The 18,300-nt window shown below is 54.0% G+C and carries 16 protein-coding genes and 4 tRNA genes; 15 read left to right on the top strand and 5 right to left on the bottom strand.

From position 1 onward, the window contains the following. Positions 1-22: 22 nt before the first annotated feature. Entirely contained in the window at positions 23-772 is a 750-nt protein-coding gene (gene phbB / locus ATG98_RS00170) for an acetoacetyl-CoA reductase (RefSeq protein WP_098421866.1), read from the bottom strand. 36 nt (positions 773-808) lie between these two features. Beyond that, positions 809-2,191, bottom strand: a complete 1,383-nt coding sequence (locus ATG98_RS00165) for a malonyl-CoA decarboxylase (RefSeq protein ID WP_098418948.1) — start codon at positions 2,189-2,191, stop codon at positions 809-811. A 215-nt stretch (positions 2,192-2,406) separates the two neighbouring features. On the opposite strand from ATG98_RS00165, the gene ATG98_RS00160 reads away from it, so the two are divergent. The 4 genes from ATG98_RS00160 to ATG98_RS00145 all read left to right on the top strand — a co-directional run bounded on the left by ATG98_RS00160 (position 2,407) and on the right by ATG98_RS00145 (position 5,301). Further along, positions 2,407-2,838: a MaoC family dehydratase gene (locus ATG98_RS00160; RefSeq protein WP_098418947.1), complete on the top strand. Its 432-nt coding sequence runs from the start codon at positions 2,407-2,409 to the stop codon at positions 2,836-2,838. Positions 2,839-2,854: 16 nt separating this feature from the next. Further along, a complete protein-coding gene (locus tag ATG98_RS00155) occupies positions 2,855-3,400 on the top strand; it encodes an isochorismatase family protein (RefSeq protein WP_098421865.1) in 546 nt (181 codons plus the stop codon). Between the two features lie 111 nt (positions 3,401-3,511). Beyond that, on the top strand, positions 3,512-4,666 hold the full coding sequence (locus tag ATG98_RS00150) for an ATP-binding protein (RefSeq protein ID WP_098418945.1): 1,155 nt from the start codon (positions 3,512-3,514) through the stop codon (positions 4,664-4,666). Positions 4,667-4,671: 5 nt separating this feature from the next. After that, entirely contained in the window at positions 4,672-5,301 is a 630-nt protein-coding gene (locus ATG98_RS00145; protein ID WP_218925820.1) for a response regulator transcription factor, read from the top strand. A gap of 24 nt (positions 5,302-5,325) precedes the next feature. On the opposite strand, the gene lpxH is transcribed toward ATG98_RS00145, so the two are convergent. Together lpxH and ATG98_RS00135 are read right to left on the bottom strand one after the other, a co-directional pair. After that, positions 5,326-6,051: a UDP-2,3-diacylglucosamine diphosphatase gene (gene lpxH, locus ATG98_RS00140; protein ID WP_098421864.1), complete on the bottom strand. Its 726-nt coding sequence runs from the start codon at positions 6,049-6,051 to the stop codon at positions 5,326-5,328. Beyond that, positions 6,048-6,557: a peptidylprolyl isomerase gene (locus ATG98_RS00135; RefSeq protein WP_098418943.1), complete on the bottom strand. Its 510-nt coding sequence runs from the start codon at positions 6,555-6,557 to the stop codon at positions 6,048-6,050. Before ATG98_RS00135 ends, lpxH begins: the two co-directional genes overlap by 4 nt. 147 nt (positions 6,558-6,704) lie before the next feature. Here ATG98_RS00135 and ATG98_RS00130 point away from each other — a divergent pair, with 147 nt between their 5' ends. From ATG98_RS00130 to ATG98_RS00120, 3 genes are all read left to right on the top strand, one after another. After that, positions 6,705-8,378 (top strand): glutamine--tRNA ligase/YqeY domain fusion protein, encoded by a 1,674-nt coding sequence (locus ATG98_RS00130; RefSeq protein ID WP_098418942.1) that lies wholly within the window; start codon positions 6,705-6,707, stop codon positions 8,376-8,378. Continuing rightward, a complete protein-coding gene (gene cysS / locus ATG98_RS00125; RefSeq protein ID WP_218925908.1) occupies positions 8,372-9,775 on the top strand; it encodes a cysteine--tRNA ligase in 1,404 nt (467 codons plus the stop codon). The genes ATG98_RS00130 and cysS overlap by 7 nt, the downstream gene beginning before the upstream one ends. Before the next feature lie 138 nt (positions 9,776-9,913). Further along, entirely contained in the window at positions 9,914-12,094 is a 2,181-nt protein-coding gene (locus ATG98_RS00120; protein WP_098421863.1) for a malate synthase G, read from the top strand. Between the two features lie 217 nt (positions 12,095-12,311). Here ATG98_RS00120 and folD read toward each other — a convergent pair whose 3' ends face one another. Continuing rightward, a complete protein-coding gene (gene folD, locus ATG98_RS00115) occupies positions 12,312-13,187 on the bottom strand; it encodes a bifunctional methylenetetrahydrofolate dehydrogenase/methenyltetrahydrofolate cyclohydrolase FolD (protein ID WP_098418939.1) in 876 nt (291 codons plus the stop codon). 218 nt (positions 13,188-13,405) lie between these two features. Here folD and ATG98_RS00110 point away from each other — a divergent pair. From ATG98_RS00110 to clpX, 8 genes are all read left to right on the top strand, one after another. After that, positions 13,406-13,482 (top strand) — tRNA-Pro (locus tag ATG98_RS00110). Between the two features lie 34 nt (positions 13,483-13,516). Then, positions 13,517-13,593, top strand: a tRNA-Arg gene (locus ATG98_RS00105). 74 nt (positions 13,594-13,667) lie between these two features. Further along, positions 13,668-13,743 (top strand) — tRNA-His (locus ATG98_RS00100). Positions 13,744-13,857: 114 nt separating this feature from the next. Next, positions 13,858-13,942: transfer RNA gene (locus ATG98_RS00095), tRNA-Leu, on the top strand. A gap of 173 nt (positions 13,943-14,115) precedes the next feature. Beyond that, a complete protein-coding gene (locus ATG98_RS00090) occupies positions 14,116-14,634 on the top strand; it encodes a PaaI family thioesterase (protein WP_098418938.1) in 519 nt (172 codons plus the stop codon). Between the two features lie 161 nt (positions 14,635-14,795). Then, positions 14,796-16,100: a trigger factor gene (gene tig, locus ATG98_RS00085; RefSeq protein WP_098418937.1), complete on the top strand. Its 1,305-nt coding sequence runs from the start codon at positions 14,796-14,798 to the stop codon at positions 16,098-16,100. 120 nt (positions 16,101-16,220) lie between these two features. Next, positions 16,221-16,856, top strand: a complete 636-nt coding sequence (gene clpP / locus ATG98_RS00080; RefSeq protein WP_018403670.1) for an ATP-dependent Clp endopeptidase proteolytic subunit ClpP — start codon at positions 16,221-16,223, stop codon at positions 16,854-16,856. Between the two features lie 84 nt (positions 16,857-16,940). Beyond that, positions 16,941-18,224 (top strand): ATP-dependent Clp protease ATP-binding subunit ClpX, encoded by a 1,284-nt coding sequence (clpX, locus tag ATG98_RS00075; RefSeq protein ID WP_098418936.1) that lies wholly within the window; start codon positions 16,941-16,943, stop codon positions 18,222-18,224. The last annotated feature ends 76 nt before the right edge of the window (positions 18,225-18,300 follow it).

Raw genomic sequence — 18,300 nt, 5'->3', positions numbered from 1 at the left:
CGTTTTGCTCCTTAGGGCCTGATCAGGCCATGAACTGCCCACCATTGATTGACAGGTTGGTACCGGTCACAAAGCCGGCGTCTTCAGCAGTCAGGAAAATTACTGCACGGGCGATGTCTTCGGGGGTGCCTAAACGACCAACGGGAATACCGGCAATGATGCTGTTGAGCACTTTTTCGGGTACTTGACGCACCATGGGTGAGTCGATGTAGCCCGGTGAAATGGCATTTACGGTAACGCCTTTACGCGCACCTTCCAGTGCGATGGACTTAGTGAAACCGTAAATTCCTGCTTTGGTGGCGGCGTAGTTGCACTGACCAAACTGGCCCTTTTCACCGTTCAACGACGAAATGTTCACGATACGGCCAAAGCCACGGTCGCACATGCCTTCAAACACTTGCCGACACATATTGAACATGGAGTTCAGGTTTACGTTAACCACTTGCGACCATTGCTCCTGAGCCATTTTTTTCAACGGTGCGTCGTTAGTGATGCCGGCGTTGTTGACGAGAACATCCATCGGGCCGAAGTCGTGCTCTACTGTGGCGACAAAGGCTTTACAGTTTTCAAAGTCAGTTACATCCAGGGGCATAATGGCTATGTCGTAGCCTTCGGCGGCCATGGTTTTTTGCCAGTCTTTGGCCTGCTGGCGGAACTCGTCTGCGGGTAAATGGGAGGCTACTACCGTGCGGCCCTGATTCGCCAATTGCCTGCACATGGCGGAACCCAGTCCGCCGGTGGCTCCGGTTACTACGGCGATACGATTGGTCATGCTATTCTCCTTTGGGGTTGTTGTAAGCCGTTGTGGCTACTTGATTAATTTTTTAATTTCGGCGGACTTTGCAATCTTTCCAGACGAGGTGTAATGCTCGCTGCGCTGTTCAATATTGGGTAGATCGTACAGATAGTTCACCATTAGCCCGGCAGCCTGTTTCAAACCCTTATCTGAGCTGTCGGCCAGCCAGTTCAGCCGCGCTACTTGCGCGCCGTTGCTGAGGTGGAAGTTGGCGACGGGGTCTTTGGCTCGCGTGTTTGTGCCCTTGCGTTTAGCCAGGCACAGGTAAGCCGCCGCGAGGCGTAAAAGGGTCTGTTTGTCGGGTTCAGGGCTAGTGGCCAGGCTGTCAGCGTCCACGGTCAGGCGCGGTTGCGGGGTTTTCAGCCAAGCCTCGCCACCGGGCAGTGCAGCAATCTCTTCATCGCTAGCGGAATCGAGCCAGCGGCGAAAACCGGGCACGGGTGACAGGGTGGCAAACTGCTTCAGGTGAGGGAATTCCTCTTTCAGCCTGGCCACTACCTGTTTAATCAGGAAGTTGCCAAAGCTGATACCGGCCAGGCCTTTTTGGGCGTTGGAAATGGAGTAGAAAATGGCTGTATTGGCCTGGTCTATGTCTTGTGTTGGGGCGTCTTCGTCCAGCAGTTTTTGTACGTTGCCGGCCAGCCCGTTTACTAGCGCCACTTCAACAAAAATCAGCGGCTCGTCAGGCATATTAGGATGAATAAAAGCAAAGCAGCGGCGGTCTGAGTCCAGTCGGTTTTTCAGGTCGTTCCAGCTTTTTATTTCGTGCACGGCCTCGTAAGCAATCAGTTTCTCCAACAGCACGGCACTGGATTTCCAGCTGATTTCTTCCAGTTGCAGCAGGCCGATGTCGAACCACTGCTCCAACAGCTCTTTTAAATCCTGTTCCAGCGGCATCAGTAGAGGCTGCTCCTTGATCAGCGTCAGCAATTCTTCGCGCATATCTACCAAGAACTTTACGCCAGACGGAACGCCGTTAAACTGTTTGAGTAAAGTGGTGCGGCTAGGCTCCAGGCTTTTGCGGAGCTGGCGGGCTTTCAGGTTGCGCTGGTCAGGATCGGCGTTGCGCCAGTCTTCCATGGCTTGACTAACCGCGTTTTCGTCAATGCCGTATTGCTCGGCTAGCAGGCAAAGGAAGCGCATACGGCCAGTGCGTGTCAATGTAAGATAGGCACGGCCTAATTCTGCAGCGCGTTTGCGAGCGACAACTTGGCCGCCGTTCTCGGCGAGGCAGTGGTCAATCCACTCGGCAATCACCGTTAGATCCTGCTCTGTCAAATCAGCAGATATGGCCAGATCACCCTGGTTCAGGCGCCAGCCATTTAAGGCATCGGTGCCTCCGGCTAGCAGCTTTTTAAAAGCACGTTCGAACAGATTAGCGGATTGACGTGGCATGATTGTGTCCTTGTGGCTGGCCTGGAGCGGTCTTATCCTGATTGGAAGAGGCTACCAAAGCGCCTCAAAAAAACCAAGTAAAAATACTTGGTTTATAAAATAGAAACCATTAAGCTTGTAAGGGTTGATTCAGAATAAACGCTGAAATTGCATAATGTCAGTGCAAAATTAGGGCGATATGGCGGCGACATCAAGATTGGGTATAGGAGAGCACAATGGATGAGTTACACGGCTATTACCTGGAAGACCTAAAAGTCGGCATGACCGACAGCTACACCAAAACGATCACCGAGGCGGATGTTATACAGTTCGCTGAGCTCAGTGGTGACAACAACCCGTTACATCTGAATGACGAGTACGCGAAGACCACGCCGTTCAAAGCGCGGATCGTGCACGGTATGTTCAGTGCCGCTTTGATTTCTGCGGTACTGGGTGCACGTATGCCTGGTCCTGGTGCTATCTACATTGACCAGCAGATCCGTTTCAAGGCGCCGGTGTTTCTTGGTGATACCGTGGTGGCGAGTGCAGAAGTTGAGGAAATCAACGTAGAGCGCCGCCGGGTGAAGTTGAAAACCGTGTGCAAGGTGGGCGATAAAGTGGTTGCGGAAGGCTATGCCACCAATATGGTAGACCGCCGTCCGGCGTAACCGTCAGGAGAGACATATGCTATTAGATCGTAACAAAGCAACCCTGGTGGTTGTGGATGTCCAGTCTAAGCTCTTGGGTGGCATTCAGCGCAGTGAAGAGCTGGTGAATCATTGCCGTTGGCTGGTGCGCTTGGCGCAGCTGATGAAGGTGCCGGTGATTGCCTCTGAACAGTATCCGGATGGCCTGGGCCATACCGAAGAAAGCCTGCGGAGGTTGATCGGGGAAGAGCGGATTCATGGCAAAACCCAGTTTTCGGCCATAGATGACACCGGTTTTATGGCGCACTTTAACAGTTTGGATCGCGACCAAGTTGTGGTGTGTGGTATGGAATCCCAGGCTTGCGTGGTGCAAACCGCGTTGCGCTTGAAAGAGTGCGGAAAACAGGTGTTTGTGGTGGCTGATGCCATTTCCGCCCGCAACGACTTTGATACCGACATTACCCTGCGTCGCCTGGAGCAGGCCGGTGTGGTTCTGGTCAGCCGGGAAATGGTGGGTTTTGAGTGGGTGCGCGATTCTTCAGAACCGGAATTCAGAACCTTCAGCAAAGAGTTTTTACGCTGAATAATCGACTATGTTTTTATAGTCAGGCCCTGGTGCGTGTTTATTCGCCAGGGCCTTCGTGCGTTAAGCAAAGCTGTATTTTGAGTGCCAACGGTGGAAGATGCGATAATCATGGTTGATCATCCGCGACCGTCAGGTTGCAACGCCCTGGCAGACGATGCCGACCGCAACCGCATGCTGGCGGAAATGGCCGAACAGTCCACCGACATGATTTCACGCCATACTCCTGAGGAATGGCGCTTCATTTATGTTTCGCCTGCGGTGACCCACCTGCTGGGTTATCAGGTAGAAGAAATTATCGGAACGTCCGCTTACGACCTGTATCACCCAGACGATGTTGAAGATTTCAAGCGCCGTGCCCGCAGCGTGAATTACAACCGGGGGCTGTACACCCATACCTATCGCTTTCGCTGCAAAGACGGCCACTACACCTGGCTGGAAAGTACCAGTCGCACCATTCGTGATAACAGCACTGGTAAGATCCAGGAAATACTCGTGGTATCGCGGGACGTTACCCACCGTATTCTGGCGGAAGAACAGCTGCAAAAGTATCGTGAAGACATTGAGCACGCTGGCCGTCTGATTACCATGGGCGAATTGGCCTCTGGCCTGGCCCACGAACTGAACCAGCCATTAGCGGCCATGGTTAATTTTTTGCGTGGTGTAGAGCGGCGTTTTGCCGGCCAGCAGGATATTCGTTGGGAAGAGATTGAACTGCCCATCACCCGCAGCATTAATACGGCGTTGCGGGCGGGCGATATTATTCATCGAATGATGGATTTCACCCGGCGCCAGGGGCCGGTTGTGACCACTCTGGACATCGCCGCCATTGTGGAAGAAATGTGCGAGTTCTGCGAATCCACAGCGGAACGCGACAATGTCGCCATAAAACGCTGCATTGCTTCAGATTTGCCGGCGGTGACCGGTGATAAGATACAACTGGAACAGGTGCTGCTGAACTTGTTGATTAACGGCATTGAAGCGTCCCGCGAGAACGCCGGTGACGGCCCGCCACAGGTTGCTGTTGAAGTGGCAGAATTTGACCAGAACAATATGGTGGTTCACGTTAAAGACCAGGGCAAAGGTATTGCCGCAGGCGACCTGGAGCGTATTTTCGAGCGGTTTTACTCCACTAAATCTGGGGGCCTGGGTATGGGCTTGGCGATCAGCCGGTCGCTGGTTGAAACCCTGGGTGGCGAGCTTTGGGCGGAGAACGTGACTCCGTCGGGGGCCTGTTTTTCATTCACTCTCAACAAGGCCAGGTAGTACTGATGCACAAAGAAACAATGGCGCAAACGGTTTACGTGGTCGACGACGACGCAGATGTTCGCGATTCACTACAGTGGCTGCTGGAGTCCGTTGGGCTAACGGTGATGAGTTACCCCAGCGCCATAGACTTTCTGGAGGGTTTTTCCGGGGATGGCAGTGGCTGCATCGTGATGGATGTGCGCATGCCGGGTTTGAGCGGTATCAGCGCCCAGCAGAAGTTGCCGGAATATCACATCGGTCTGCCGGTAATTATGATTTCCGCCCACGGCAACGTGGACATGGCTGTAACAGCGCTGACCCAAGGCGCAATGACCTTTATTGAAAAGCCGTTTGACGACCAGGTGCTGATTGATCACGTGCACAATGCGTTACAGCAGGACAAGATTCGGCGTCAGCGCGAGCGCTCCCACACCGAGGTGACGCAGCGTTACGAGAGCCTGACTCGCCGTGAAAAGCAGGTGTTCGGGCTGATTGTGAGAGGTTTCTCTAATCAGGAAGCCGCCGATGAGCTGGTCATCAATCGCAAAACCGTAGAGGGGCATCGCGCCCATATGATGTCGAAAATGAAAGTCGACTCCTTCGCCGAGCTGGTTCAAATCGCCATCGCTTTGGGTGTTGTGAAAGGCCTTTGAGCCTACTGGGTTTCAGGGCGTGGATCACACCGGCTTGTTGAGGAGTTCAATGGGCTTGGTCGCGGTTGTTTCTAGCCACCACACATGCGTGTCCCAGTCCCCCAAAACAATTCTTTCCGCCGCTTTCCCGCTGACCTGCAACGGATGTCGGGCCGGGCGGTGGGTGTGGCCGTGAATCAGCTGCGGCACGTTATGCTGTTCCATTACCCGCACCACTTCTTCTGGCGTCACATCCATAATGGCTTGGGTCTTGCCCTTGTTCTTGGCCATACTCAGTTCGCGCAGTTGGCGAGCCATCAGCTGGCGATCTTTCAGCGGGCGGGCCAGCAGCATTTGCTGGGTTTTCGGGTTGCGCATGTTGGCGCGGAATTTCTGATATTCCACATCGGCGGTGCACAGACTGTCGCCGTGCATCAGCAGGGTGGGGGTGCCGTAAAGGTCAATCACGGTTGGGTCATCCAGCAGCGTTGCTCCAATACGCTGGCAATAATCCTGACCCAGCAGAAAGTCCCGATTGCCGTGCATCACATAGACCGCGGTGCCGCCGTCGCTGACCTGCTTCAATGCTGCAGCGATCTGCTCCTGCAAGGGCGTGTGCTCGTCGTCGCCAATCCAGGCCTCAAAGAAATCGCCCAGAATGTACAGTGTGTGAGCATTCACCGCGCGATCTTGTAAGAAGGTAAGAAACGCCCGTGTAATGTCCGGGCGTGACTCTTCCAGATGCAGATCGGAAATGAACAGCGTGGTCACGCTGCGTCTCCGTCCTCAAGCACTTCCGCTTTTTCGATGATCACGTCTTCAGCAGGAACATCCTGGTGGCCGGCTTTCATGGTGGTGCGCACTGCGCGAATTTTGTCGACGACGTCCATGCCTTCAGCCACTTTGCCAAACACGCAATAACCCCAGCCTTCTGCAGTTTTGGCGGAATGATCCAGAAAGCCGTTGTTTTCAACGTTGATGAAAAACTGCGCGGTTGCGGAGTGCGGGTCCATGGTGCGAGCCATGGCAACGGTGCCAATCATATTGCTGAGGCCGTTATCGGCTTCACTCCTGATTGTCTCGCGGGTTTTGCGCGGGCTCATGTCCGGCTCGAAGCCGCCGCCCTGAACCATGAAGTTGCTGATCACCCGGTGAAATATCAGGCCGTCAAAAAAGCCCTGGCGCACATACTGTTCGAAGTTTTTAGCGGTTTCCGGTGCCTTGTCATAATCCAGTTCCAGCTTGATAGGGCCGTGGTTGGTTGTCAGCAGAATCATGGGGTTTTCCTGTTTTGTGAGGGAAGGTTGCGCGCAATGCGCATGTTGTTCGCCATTGTACGCAAGAGTTTGGCGCGGTGCATGAGTCTGCAGTGCTTTTATGCGTATAATGACCGCTCAGATCCACCTCCTTTTTGCAGAGATTGTATGAGCGCCGAGCCCAAGAAAGCCCATAACTTTATTCAGAGCCTGATTGAAGACGCCGTCGCCAAAGGCGCGCACACAGGCACGGTAGTGACCCGTTTTCCGCCGGAGCCCAACGGTTACCTGCACGTTGGTCACGCCAAAGCCATTTGCCTGAATTTTGGTATTGCCAACACTTTTGGCGGTGAATGCCATCTGCGTTTTGACGATACCAACCCGGAAAAAGAAAGCCAGGAATACATCAACGCCATAAAAGCGGATGTGGAGTGGCTTGGTTATCAGTGGCAAGGAAAGGTGCATTTTGCCTCGGACTATTTTGATGCCCTGTACAACTTTGCGGAAGAGCTGATTGAGCGCGGCAATGCTTACGTGTGCGCCTTAAGCGCCGACGAAATGGCGGACTACCGCGGCAGCCTTAAAGAGCCTGGGCGCAACAGCCCTTATCGCGAGCGGGCGGTGGAAGAGAACCTGAAACTGTTCCGCCAGATGCGCGACGGTGATTTTCAAAACGGCGAAATGGTGCTGCGGGCGAAGATTGATATGGCGTCGCCCAACATCAATATGCGTGACCCGATTCTGTACCGCATCCGCTACGCCGAACACCACCAGACCGGCAATAAATGGTGCATCTACCCGATGTACGACTATACCCATCCGATTTCAGACGCGCTGGAAGGTATTACCCATTCCCTGTGTACGCTGGAATTTGAAGACCACCGCCCTCTGTATGACTGGGTGCTGGACAACATCAGCGTACCTTGTCAGCCGCGCCAGATTGAATTTGCGCGGCTGAACCTGAACTACACCATTACCAGCAAACGCAAACTCAAACGTTTAGTGGACGAGCACATCGTTGACGGTTGGGACGACCCGCGCATGCCCACCATTTCAGGGTTGCGCCGCCGCGGTTACACGCCTGAGTCTTTGCGCACCTTCTGCGACATGATCGGTGTGAACAAAGCGGGCGGCACCGTAGACATGGGCATGCTGGAGTTCGCCATTCGCGAAGATTTGAACATCCGTTCGCCCCGCGCCATGTGCGTGATGCGCCCATTGAAGGTCACGCTGACCAACTACCCGGCTGACAAAACCGAAACCCTGGTGTTGCCGGTGCATCCGCAAAATCCGGACATGGGCAGTCGCGAAGTGACCTGGAGCCAAACCCTGTTTATTGATCGCGAAGATTTTGCTCTGGAAGCGCCACGCAAGTGGAAGCGACTGGCACCGGATCAGGCGGTACGCCTGCGCGGTGGCTATGTGATGACTTGTCGCGAAATCGTGCGGGATGACAATGGCGAAATTGTCGAGCTGAAGTGCGAATACGACGAAAACACTCTGGGCGTGAACCCTGAAGGCTACAAACCCAACGGCGTGCTTCACTGGGTATCTGCAACGGACAGCGTGGAGTGCGACATCAATGTGTACGACCGCTTGTTCAACGCGGAAACGCCAGACAGCGATAAAGAAGGCGATATGCTGGAGCACCTGAACCCGCAGTCTTTGGTGGTTTTGAAAGGCGCCCGCGCCGAACGCAATCTGGCGTCGCCGGCGAGCGATCTGCCGTACCAGTTTGAGCGCGAAGGTTACTTTTTCTTCGACCAGAAGCTGACGGACAACGCCGGCAAGCCGGTGTTCAATCGCACCGTCACCCTGCGCGATTCCTGGGGTAAATCTTGATCAGAATCTACAACACCCTCAGCCAGAAAAAAGAAGAGTTCAAGCCCATAGAACCGGGCAAAGTTGGCATCTACGTGTGCGGCATGACCGTGTACGACTACTGTCATCTGGGCCACGCTCGGGTGTTGGTAGCGTTTGATGTGATCACTCGATATTTGCGTCACAGTGGTTTTGATGTGAACTACGTGCGTAACATCACCGACATTGACGACAAGATTCTGCGCCGCGCTGATGAAAACGGCGAGGTGTACACCGACCTGACCGAGCGCATGATTGCCGCCATGCACGAAGACGAAGCCCGTCTGGGTGTGCTGTCGCCCAACGCTGAACCCCGAGCTACGGCGTTTATCAGCGACATGATTGCAATGATCGAAACGCTGATTGCCGGCGACCACGCCTACGCGGCGGGCAACGGCGATGTGTATTTTTCGGTATCCTCGTTTGCGGATTACGGCAAGCTCAGCAAGAAAAAGCTGGAAGACCTGCTGGCGGGCGCCCGGGTGGATGTAGAGCAAGCTAAACGCAGCCCGGCGGATTTCGCCCTGTGGAAAGCGGCGAAGCCGGGTGAAGTATTCTGGCCGTCGCCCTGGGGCAATGGCCGCCCGGGTTGGCACATTGAGTGCTCGGCCATGGCCAATCACTGCCTGGGTGACACCTTTGATATTCACGGTGGTGGGCCAGACCTGTTGTTCCCCCATCACGAAAACGAAATTGCCCAGTCAGAATGCGCCACCGGTCACAGGTTTGTGAATACCTGGATGCACGCCGGCGCCATTCGGGTGAACAAAGAAAAAATGTCCAAGTCATTGGGTAATTTTTTCACCATCCGCGAGATTATGGAAACCTATCCGGCCGAAGTGGTGCGCTACTTTTTAGTGTCCAGCCATTACCGCAGCCAGGTGGACTATTCCGAAGACAATCTGATTGAATCCGGTCGTAGCCTGACCAAGCTTTACAATGCGCTACGCGGTGTCACCCCGCTGGCCAGCGATGCAGTGGAGCAGACTGCACACGACACGCAGTTCGCCGAGCGCATGGATGACGATTTTAACTGCGCGGGTGCAATGGCGATTCTGCACGCCATCGCGGGCGAGATAAATCAGCAGCGCCGTGACGGCGACGAACAAGCCGCTGCGGCCAGCGCTACGGTACTGGTGCGCCTGGGTTCGGTGCTGGGTTTGTTGCAGCAAGACCCGGAGCTGTTTTTTCAGGGCAGCAGTGGCAGCGGGCAGGGCGGTGAGTTGAATGCCGAGCAAATCGAAACGATGATTCAGGCCCGCGCGGATGCCCGCAAGGCCCGCGACTTTGCCGGCGCAGATCGCATTCGTGACGAGCTACTAGAGCAGGGGGTTATTCTGGACGACTCCCGCGAGGGTACCAGCTGGCGGCGGGGTTAAGCCGCCTAAAACGCCGTATAAGCCTCGGTTTATTAAGAAAACACCCCAAGCGAAGGATTCATTTGGGGTATGATCCGATACGCGATATCACGTAGAATGTTGCGTTCAGGAATTTCTTAACTTACTGAGGGAAATACGATGACATCACGCGTACAGCTTGACGGTCTTCAGGTTGCCGGGAATTTATACGACTTTATTAATAATGAAGCGATCCTTGGAACGGGTCTGGATGCAGACAAATTCTGGGCAGACTTCGCCAAAATCGTCAACGATCTTGCGCCCCGCAATCGTGAGCTGCTAGCCAAACGCGATTCCCTGCAGGATAAACTGGACGCCTGGAACCATAACCACCAGCACCAGACTCCGGATATGCACGTCTATAAAGATTTCCTCAAGGAAATCGGCTATCTGGTTGACGAGCCCGCTGATTTTACCATTTCCACGGCTAACGTAGATCCTGAAGTAGCTACCATGGCTGGGCCGCAGCTTGTTGTGCCGATCATGAACGCCCGCTTTGCCCTGAACGCGGTTAACAGCCGGTGGGGCAGTTTGTACGATGCGCTTTACGGCACCGACGCGATTCCTGAAACAGGTGGCGCCGAAAAAACCGCCGGTTACAACCCAAAGCGCGGTGAACGCGTTATCGAATTTGCCCGTGACCTTCTGGACAGTTCAGCGCCTTTGGCCCCTGGCAGTCACAAAGACGCAGCGCTCTATCACGTTGCCGGTGGCAAGCTGGTGGTGGACCTGCAAAACGGCGACAGCATCGGTTTGAAAGATGAAACCGGTTTTGTCGGTTACACCGGTTCGGCAGACGCCCCGACAGGCATTCTGCTGGTTAAAAACGGCATGCACTTTGAAATCCAGATTGACGCTACCCATCCCATCGGCAAAACCGATAGTGCCCACGTTAAAGACGTGTTGATGGAATCGGCGCTGACCACCATTATGGATTGTGAAGATTCGGTAGCCGCAGTAGACGCTGACGACAAAGTTCTGGCCTACCGCAACTGGCTGGGCCTTATGAATGGCAGTCTGGAAGAAACCTTTGAAAAAGGTGGTAAGCAATTAACCCGCAAGATGAACGCAGATCGCGTTTACACCGCCGCCGATGGTAGCGAACTGCAACTGAAAGGCCGCAGCGTGATGTTCATCCGTAACGTGGGCCACCTGATGACCAACCCGGCGATTCTGCTGGCAGATGGCAGCGAAGTACCGGAAGGCCTGCTGGATGGTGTGATGACATCGCTGATGGCCATGCACGACCTGAAAGGCAACAGCCGGTTTCAGAACAGCACCCAAGGCTCGATGTATATTGTTAAGCCGAAGATGCACGGCCCGGAAGAAGTCGCGTTTACCAACGAGTTTTTTGGCCGGGTGGAAGACGTTTTGGGCTTGCCGCGCTTTACCCTGAAAGTGGGCATTATGGATGAAGAACGCCGCACCACGGTGAACTTGAAGGCCTGCATTCACGCCGCGAAAGATCGCGTGGCGTTTATTAACACCGGCTTTTTGGACCGCACCGGTGACGAGATTCATACCTCCATGAAGCTTGCCCCGTTTATCCGCAAAGGAAAAATGAAGCAGGCCACGTGGATCACCGCTTACGAGCAGTGGAACGTAGACATCGGCCTGGAGACCGGATTCCGCGGTGTGGCGCAAATTGGCAAGGGCATGTGGGCCATGCCGGATTTGATGGCCGATATGCTGGAACAGAAAATTGGCCATCCAAAAGCCGGTGCCAATACCGCCTGGGTGCCATCACCCACCGCCGCCACTCTGCACGCCACGCATTATCATCAGGTGAATGTGGCCGATATCCAGCAGAAGCTGGAAAGTCGCGAGCGTGCAAGTGTGGATGATATTCTCACGGTGCCCATCAATCTGAATTCGAAAGATCTGACCGCGGCGGAAATCCAGGAGGAATTGGACAACAACGCGCAAAGTATTTTGGGCTATGTGGTGCGCTGGATCGACAGCGGCGTAGGTTGCTCTAAAGTGCCCGACATCAATAACGTGGGCCTGATGGAAGACCGCGCTACCCTGCGGATTTCGTCGCAGTTGCTGGCGAACTGGCTGTATCACGGTATCTGCAACAAGCACCAGATTGAAGAGACCATGAAGCGCATGGCACTGATCGTGGACAAACAGAACGCCGGTGACGCAACCTATCGCCCAATGGCCGAAAACTTTGCCGACAGTATTGCGTTTCAGGCAGCGTTGGACCTGGTGCTGAAAGGCGCCGAGCAGCCGAATGGCTACACAGAACCGTTGCTGCATGCATACCGTTTGAAGGCAAAAGCGAAATACGGCCAGTAATTCGCTGCCGTGTTGCGAGAGGGGATTGCAAAAAGGGGACAGACTTCAAGTCTGTCCCCTTTTTGCTGAAGCCTGTCCCTTTTTTTTCCACAGGGGACAGACCTAAGGTCTGTCCCCGTTTTTGCGCAAGTCCGGATTTCGGGTACTCCGGGGACAGACCTAAGGTCTGTCCCCGTTTTTGCGCAAGTCCGGATTTCGGGTACTCCGGGGACAGACCTTAGGTCTGTCCCCTTTTGGGAGTAGGGTCCAGAATGTTCGCCGCATGCAAAGTGTTCTGCAGCAAAGTAGCAATGGTCATAGGGCCGACACCACCTGGTACCGGAGTAATGTAGGCGGCGCGCTCCGAAGCAGCGGCGAAATCCACGTCGCCCTGCAGAGTGCCGTCTGCCATCCGGTTGATGCCAACATCAATCACTGTCGCACCCCGTTTTACCCATTCGCCTTTGATCAGCCCGGGTTTGCCCACCGCGGCTATTAATATATCGGCGTCACGCACAAAACGCTCCAGATCCGCTGTAAAACGGTGGCACACGGTAATGGTTGCGCCTTTCAATAGCAGCTCCATGCTCATGGGGCGGCCGACGATGTTAGAGGCGCCTACAATGACCGCGTGCTGGCCTTTGTAGGGGGTACCTATGCTGTCGAGCAGGGTAATGATGCCGGCCGGTGTGCAGGGGCGTATGGTAGGTTTGCGCTGGCTCAGGCGGCCGACGTTGAACGGATGAAAGCCATCAACGTCTTTATCCGGTCGAATCTTCAATAAAATGGGATCGGCGTCCAGCTGGGCCGGCAAAGGCAACTGCACCAATATGCCGTCTACCAATGGGTTGTCGTTCAGCTCGTCGATCAGGTTTTCCAGAGCTTGTTGTGATGTGTCTGCCGCTAAATCGTAAGACAGCGACACAATGCCTGCAGCTTCGCAGGCTTTGCGCTTGTTGCCTACGTATACCTGGGAGGCCGCATCGCTGCCCACCAGAACCACCGCCAGGCCAGGCGCCCGTAGGCCTTGGTCGAGGCGGGCCTGTACACCTTCGGCCACCTGATGGCGAACCTTGGTGGCAATCTGTTTTCCATTTATCAGTTCGGCGCTCATGGTTCGTCTTTATGGGTTGGGCGTGAATTGGTCGATTAAAAGAACTGCGTATTGTCGCATGCTTCCGGGTTCAGGCCAATTAGCGCCCGGATTCTAAAGGCTTGAGCGCAACCGTGGAGCGTTTTTTTAACAAACTTTCCAAATGATGGTTGACGAAGGCCGCCGCCGCCGCTAATATCTGCGCCAACTTTGCTGACACACGTGTTGTGCAGTTCAGACGGGGTATAGCGCAGCCTGGTAGCGCGCCTGCTTTGGGAGCAGGATGTCGGGAGTTCGAATCTCTCTACCCCGACCACTTTTCTGACTGTTCAGGTGGGCAAGCGGTTAATGCGCCTGTAGCTCAGCTGGATAGAGCACCGGCCTTCTAAGCCGGTGGTCGCAGGTTCGAGTCCTGCCGGGCGCACCATTTAGCCTCGGTCAGGGGCGGCAAAGTTTTCTAAGCGGTTTTGACGGTGTTTCATGCTTCGGCGTGTGTATATGGTGGGCGTAGCTCAGTTGGTAGAGCTCAGGATTGTGACTCCTGCGGTCGAGGGTTCGATCCCCTTCGTCCACCCCATTTTACTGCTTCGAACCAGATCCGGACCTTGCATTAGCGGGTTTCCGGTTTTTTTGTCTTAGTAGAAATGTTAGATCAGCGGCAGCCGAATTTGGGCAGACGCGAAAAAATTATGCGGGTGTGGTGGAATTGGTAGACACGCCAGATTTAGGTTCTGGTATCGAGAGATGTGGGGGTTCAAGTCCCTCCACCCGCACCACTATTTTAAAACCCTGCAGGTTTGCGTCTGCGGGGTTTTTTTGTGGTTTTAGAAAAAAGTTATAGAGACCAACGTATCGGGTATAAAAGACTGGGTTTTTTCGTATAGTAACTGTTCTTCAAGTAGCCTGGCATATCGCCAGCTTATGGTGCAATGACTATAGGAATTCTGTGATGACCAATTCAAGCCTTTCACTGCAAGATATGTGTAACCCCAACGGCATGTGTTTTGGCTGCGGTCCCGCCAATCCATCCGGTTTGCAAATCAAAAGTGAGTGGAGCGCTGAGGGTGATGCGGTTATATGTCGCTTTGCGCCGGATGATCGCTATATCGGGTGGCCCGGACTGGTGTATGGTGGCCTAATTGCTATGCTGATTGACTGCCACTCAAATCGTACTGTTATTGCATACCACTATAATCAGGACGGTCGCACCCCAGGTGAAGGCGAGCCCATTGAATGTGTTACCGGGCAGCTGGGTGTCAGTTACCAGAAGCCTACGCCGATGGGTGTCGAGCTGACGCTCAAGGCTTGGGTAGAGGGTGAAGTGGGTCGCAAGTCGCGGGTCATCTGCGAAGTGTGGGCCGGCGATGTGCTGACCTGTCGTGGCGATTCGGTCTTCGTGCGGGTTGAAGCCGAGCAGCTTAAAGCTCAGGCGCAAAAGATGATCGCGGACCTGGGTGTGGCTGGCTAATCCGACTTTTGTTATCTGTCGCAAACAGATGATTCTATACACACGGTAAACCGTGATAAACTACTGGCTTTTAATTTTCAGCCCTTCTGCCGCAATGCATGGCTTAAGGGCTTTTAGGTTTAAATTCATTCACATACCGAACCTGATTCTGAGGATCTTACATGCAAGTGTCTGTTGAAACGACTTCCAACATCGAACGTCACATGACGATTGGTGTGCCCGCCCAGGAAATTGACCAGGCGGTTCAGAAGCGCCTGCAGGAAACTGCGCGCACCGTACGCCTGAATGGTTTCCGCCCGGGCAAAGTGCCTATGAGCGTGGTAAAGCGTCGTTTCGGTGACAGCGTACGTCAGGAAATTGTTGGCGAAATCATGCGCGACAATTACGTTAAGGCGTTGCAGGAGCAGGATCTTAATCCCGCTGGCTGGCCGCGCTTCGAACCCAAGACCATGGAAGAAGGCAAAGACCTTGAGTTTGTGGCCATCTTTGAAGTGCTGCCGGAAATCGTGCTGGGCGACTTGTCTGCGGTTACCATCGAAAAGCCCCAGGCTGATGTAACCGACGCCGACATTGACACCATGATTGACAACCTGCGCACCCAGCAGGCCACCATGAAGTCGGTCAAGCGCAAGTCCAAGAACAAAGACATCGCCGTTATTGATTTCAAAGGCACCATCGACGGTGAAGAATTTGAAGGCGGCGCGGCTGAAAATCACCGCCTGACTTTGGGCTCTGGCCAGATGATTCCAGGCTTCGAGAAAGCCATCGTGGGCAGTAAGGCCGGTGATGAGTTGGAAATTGACGTCACTTTCCCCGAGGATTACCACAACGAAGAGTTGAAAGGTAAGCCAGTCAAATTCCAGGTCACGATTCACGAAGTGGAAGAGCCATTGCTGCCAGAGTTGGATGCCGAGTTCTTCAAGAAGTTCGGCATTGAAGCTGAAGACGAAGCTGCGTTCCGCGTAGAAGTGAAAAAGAACATGGAGCGAGAGCTCAAACAAGCGATTTCCAACAAGGTTAAAAATGACGTTGTTGACGCGCTGCTGAACAGCACAGAGCTGGACGTACCAACGTCCCTGATTGATCAGGAAATTGACCGTCTGCGCCAGGACGCGGTTAAGCGCTTCGGCGGCCAGATGGACTTTCAGCAGTTGCCCAAGGAAATCTTTGAAGAGCAGGCCAAGCGTCGCGTGAAGACCGGGCTGTTATTCCAGGAAGTGGTCAAGAAGAATGAATTGACCGCCGACGCGGAAAAAGTGGAAGAAAAGATCCAGGAAATTGCGTCTACGTATGAACAACCTGAGGAAGTGATTGCACACTTCAATAGCAGTCCGGAACAGAAGTCCCAGATAGAATCTACCGTTCTGGAAGACGCAGTGGTTGAATATGTGCTCGGTCAGGCCCAAATAACTGAAAAGGCCATGAAGTACGAAGAGGCCATTCAGGCGGGTCAAGCCCAGAGTTGATGATTGGCCGACGGCGAACGTTAGCAGCCGGCGCAAGCAATCAGTGTAAGCAGCCGGCATGTCCGGCTGTTTTTTCTAGGACAGCCCATGCCCATTGTTCATAAGGAGTTCAGGCGCATCATGATGCAAAAACCAATTGATGGTTCCGCAATGTCACCCAGTGCCGCCCTGGTGCCGATGGTTATTGAGCAAACGGCGCGCGGCGAGCGCTCGTTTGACATTTACTCCCGTCTGCTGAAAGAGCGGGTTATATTTATGGTAGGCCCGGTGGAAGATCACATGGCCAATCTGGTGGTGGCACAGTTGCTGTTTCTGGAATCAGAAAATCCGGACAAAGACATCCATCTTTATATTAATAGCCCGGGCGGTTCGGTCAGCGCTGGCATGTCGATTTACGACACCATGCAGTTTATCAAACCCGATGTTGCGACTCTGTGCGTGGGCCAGGCGGCCAGCATGGGCGCATTCCTGTTGGCGGGCGGCGCCGCGGGCAAGCGCGCCTGCCTGCCCAACTCGCGGGTGATGATTCACCAGCCGTTGGGTGGCTATCAGGGCCAGGCAACGGATATCGAGATTCACACCCGTGAGATTCTCAAGATTCGCCACACCCTGAATTCCATTCTGGCGCACCATACCGGCCAGGATCTGGAAACCATTTCGCGCGACACCGATCGCGACAACTTTATGGATCCGACCCAGGCCAAGGCCTATGGCCTGATCGATTCAGTACTTGATAAGCGCGTACCGAATAAATAATACTTGGGTAACACGCTCCATCCGTGGCCGGCGTGGCGTTCCGTTTTTAACCGGCGCCGGCAAACAGAGATCAGAGGTATTTCAATGGCAGACGAAAGAAACGGCAGAGGTGACGATAGCAGCAAGTTGCTGTACTGCTCGTTTTGTGGAAAGAGCCAGCACGAAGTCCGGAAGCTCATAGCAGGGCCTTCGGTGTTCGTCTGTGACGAATGCGTTGACCTTTGCAACGACATTATCCGTGAAGAAATTCAGGAAAATGCTCAGGAAGAGGCCAGCGATCGTCTGCCGACACCGGCCGAGATCCGTGAAACACTGAACGAGTACGTGATCGGTCAGGACCGAGCTAAAGTGGTGCTCGCAGTTGCGGTATATAATCACTACAAGCGCTTGCGCTATGGTGAGGGTAAGGCTGAAGTCGAGCTGGGCAAAAGCAACATCCTGCTGATTGGCCCCACGGGCAGCGGCAAGACCTTGCTGGCTGAAACCCTGGCGCGAGTGCTGAATGTACCCTTTACCATTGCCGACGCGACCACCCTGACCGAAGCCGGTTATGTGGGGGAAGACGTCGAGAACATCATTCAGAAGTTGCTGCAGAAATGCGATTATGATGTCGAGAAAGCCCAGCGGGGCATTGTCTACATCGACGAAATCGACAAAATTTCCCGCAAATCTGACAATCCCTCCATTACCCGGGATGTGTCTGGTGAAGGTGTACAGCAGGCGCTTTTGAAGCTGATTGAAGGCACCGTGGCTTCGGTACCACCCCAAGGCGGGCGCAAGCATCCGCAGCAGGAATTCCTGCAGGTGAACACAAGTAACATACTGTTTATTTGTGGCGGCGCTTTTGCTGGTTTGGAGAAGGTTATACAGCAGCGTTCTGCGCGTTCATCCATTGGCTTTTCAGCAGAAGTGGCGAGCCAGGACAACATCAAATCCGCAGGCGAGATCATCAAAGATGTTCAAACCGAAGATCTGGTGAAGTTTGGCTTGATTCCGGAGTTTGTCGGCCGTTTGCCGGTTGTGGCGACCCTGACCGAGCTGGACGAAGACGCCCTGATCCAGATTCTGACCGAACCCAAGAACGCTTTGACCAAGCAGTACCAAAAGCTGTTCGAAATGGAAGGTGTGGAACTGGATTTCCGTGAGGAAGCCCTGCGCGCTGTTGCCCGTAAAGCGAAAGAACGCAACACCGGCGCCCGTGGTTTACGCTCTATTATGGAAGCAACACTGTTGGACACCATGTATCAGATTCCGTCTGAACAGGATGTGTGCAAGGTGGTGGTTGATGAAAGCGTGATCAGCGGTGATTCTGAACCGTTCAAGATTTACGCAAACAACGATCTGGCCAAAGTTGCGCCGGACGATTGATGCGCTAAATCCGTGTAATGACTGAAAAAGGGGCTTATTAGCCCCTTTTTTTATGTCGCAGATGCCCCAATGATTA

Source organism: Marinobacter sp. LV10R520-4 (assembly GCF_002563815.1).
GTDB lineage: Bacteria > Pseudomonadota > Gammaproteobacteria > Pseudomonadales > Oleiphilaceae > Marinobacter.
The sequence above is the reverse complement of the archived record's forward strand: the minus strand, read 5'-3'. Positions and strand labels throughout refer to the sequence as shown.

What these genes read in the sequence shown, in the direction of transcription:
- phbB (WP_098421866.1), bottom strand. Translation starts at nt 772, where the DNA reads ATGACCAATCGTATCGCCGTAGTAACCGGAGCCACCGGCGGACTGGGT.
- ATG98_RS00165 (WP_098418948.1), bottom strand. Translation starts at nt 2,191, where the DNA reads ATGCCACGTCAATCCGCTAATCTGTTCGAACGTGCTTTTAAAAAGCTG.
- ATG98_RS00160 (WP_098418947.1), top strand. Translation starts at nt 2,407, where the DNA reads ATGGATGAGTTACACGGCTATTACCTGGAAGACCTAAAAGTCGGCATG.
- ATG98_RS00155 (WP_098421865.1), top strand. Translation starts at nt 2,855, where the DNA reads ATGCTATTAGATCGTAACAAAGCAACCCTGGTGGTTGTGGATGTCCAG.
- ATG98_RS00150 (WP_098418945.1), top strand. Translation starts at nt 3,512, where the DNA reads ATGGTTGATCATCCGCGACCGTCAGGTTGCAACGCCCTGGCAGACGAT.
- ATG98_RS00145 (WP_218925820.1), top strand. Translation starts at nt 4,672, where the DNA reads ATGCACAAAGAAACAATGGCGCAAACGGTTTACGTGGTCGACGACGAC.
- ATG98_RS00135 (WP_098418943.1), bottom strand. Translation starts at nt 6,557, where the DNA reads ATGATTCTGCTGACAACCAACCACGGCCCTATCAAGCTGGAACTGGAT.
- ATG98_RS00130 (WP_098418942.1), top strand. Translation starts at nt 6,705, where the DNA reads ATGAGCGCCGAGCCCAAGAAAGCCCATAACTTTATTCAGAGCCTGATT.
- ATG98_RS00120 (WP_098421863.1), top strand. Translation starts at nt 9,914, where the DNA reads ATGACATCACGCGTACAGCTTGACGGTCTTCAGGTTGCCGGGAATTTA.
- folD (WP_098418939.1), bottom strand. Translation starts at nt 13,187, where the DNA reads ATGAGCGCCGAACTGATAAATGGAAAACAGATTGCCACCAAGGTTCGC.
- ATG98_RS00090 (WP_098418938.1), top strand. Translation starts at nt 14,116, where the DNA reads ATGACCAATTCAAGCCTTTCACTGCAAGATATGTGTAACCCCAACGGC.
- tig (WP_098418937.1), top strand. Translation starts at nt 14,796, where the DNA reads ATGCAAGTGTCTGTTGAAACGACTTCCAACATCGAACGTCACATGACG.
- clpP (WP_018403670.1), top strand. Translation starts at nt 16,221, where the DNA reads ATGATGCAAAAACCAATTGATGGTTCCGCAATGTCACCCAGTGCCGCC.
- clpX (WP_098418936.1), top strand. Translation starts at nt 16,941, where the DNA reads ATGGCAGACGAAAGAAACGGCAGAGGTGACGATAGCAGCAAGTTGCTG.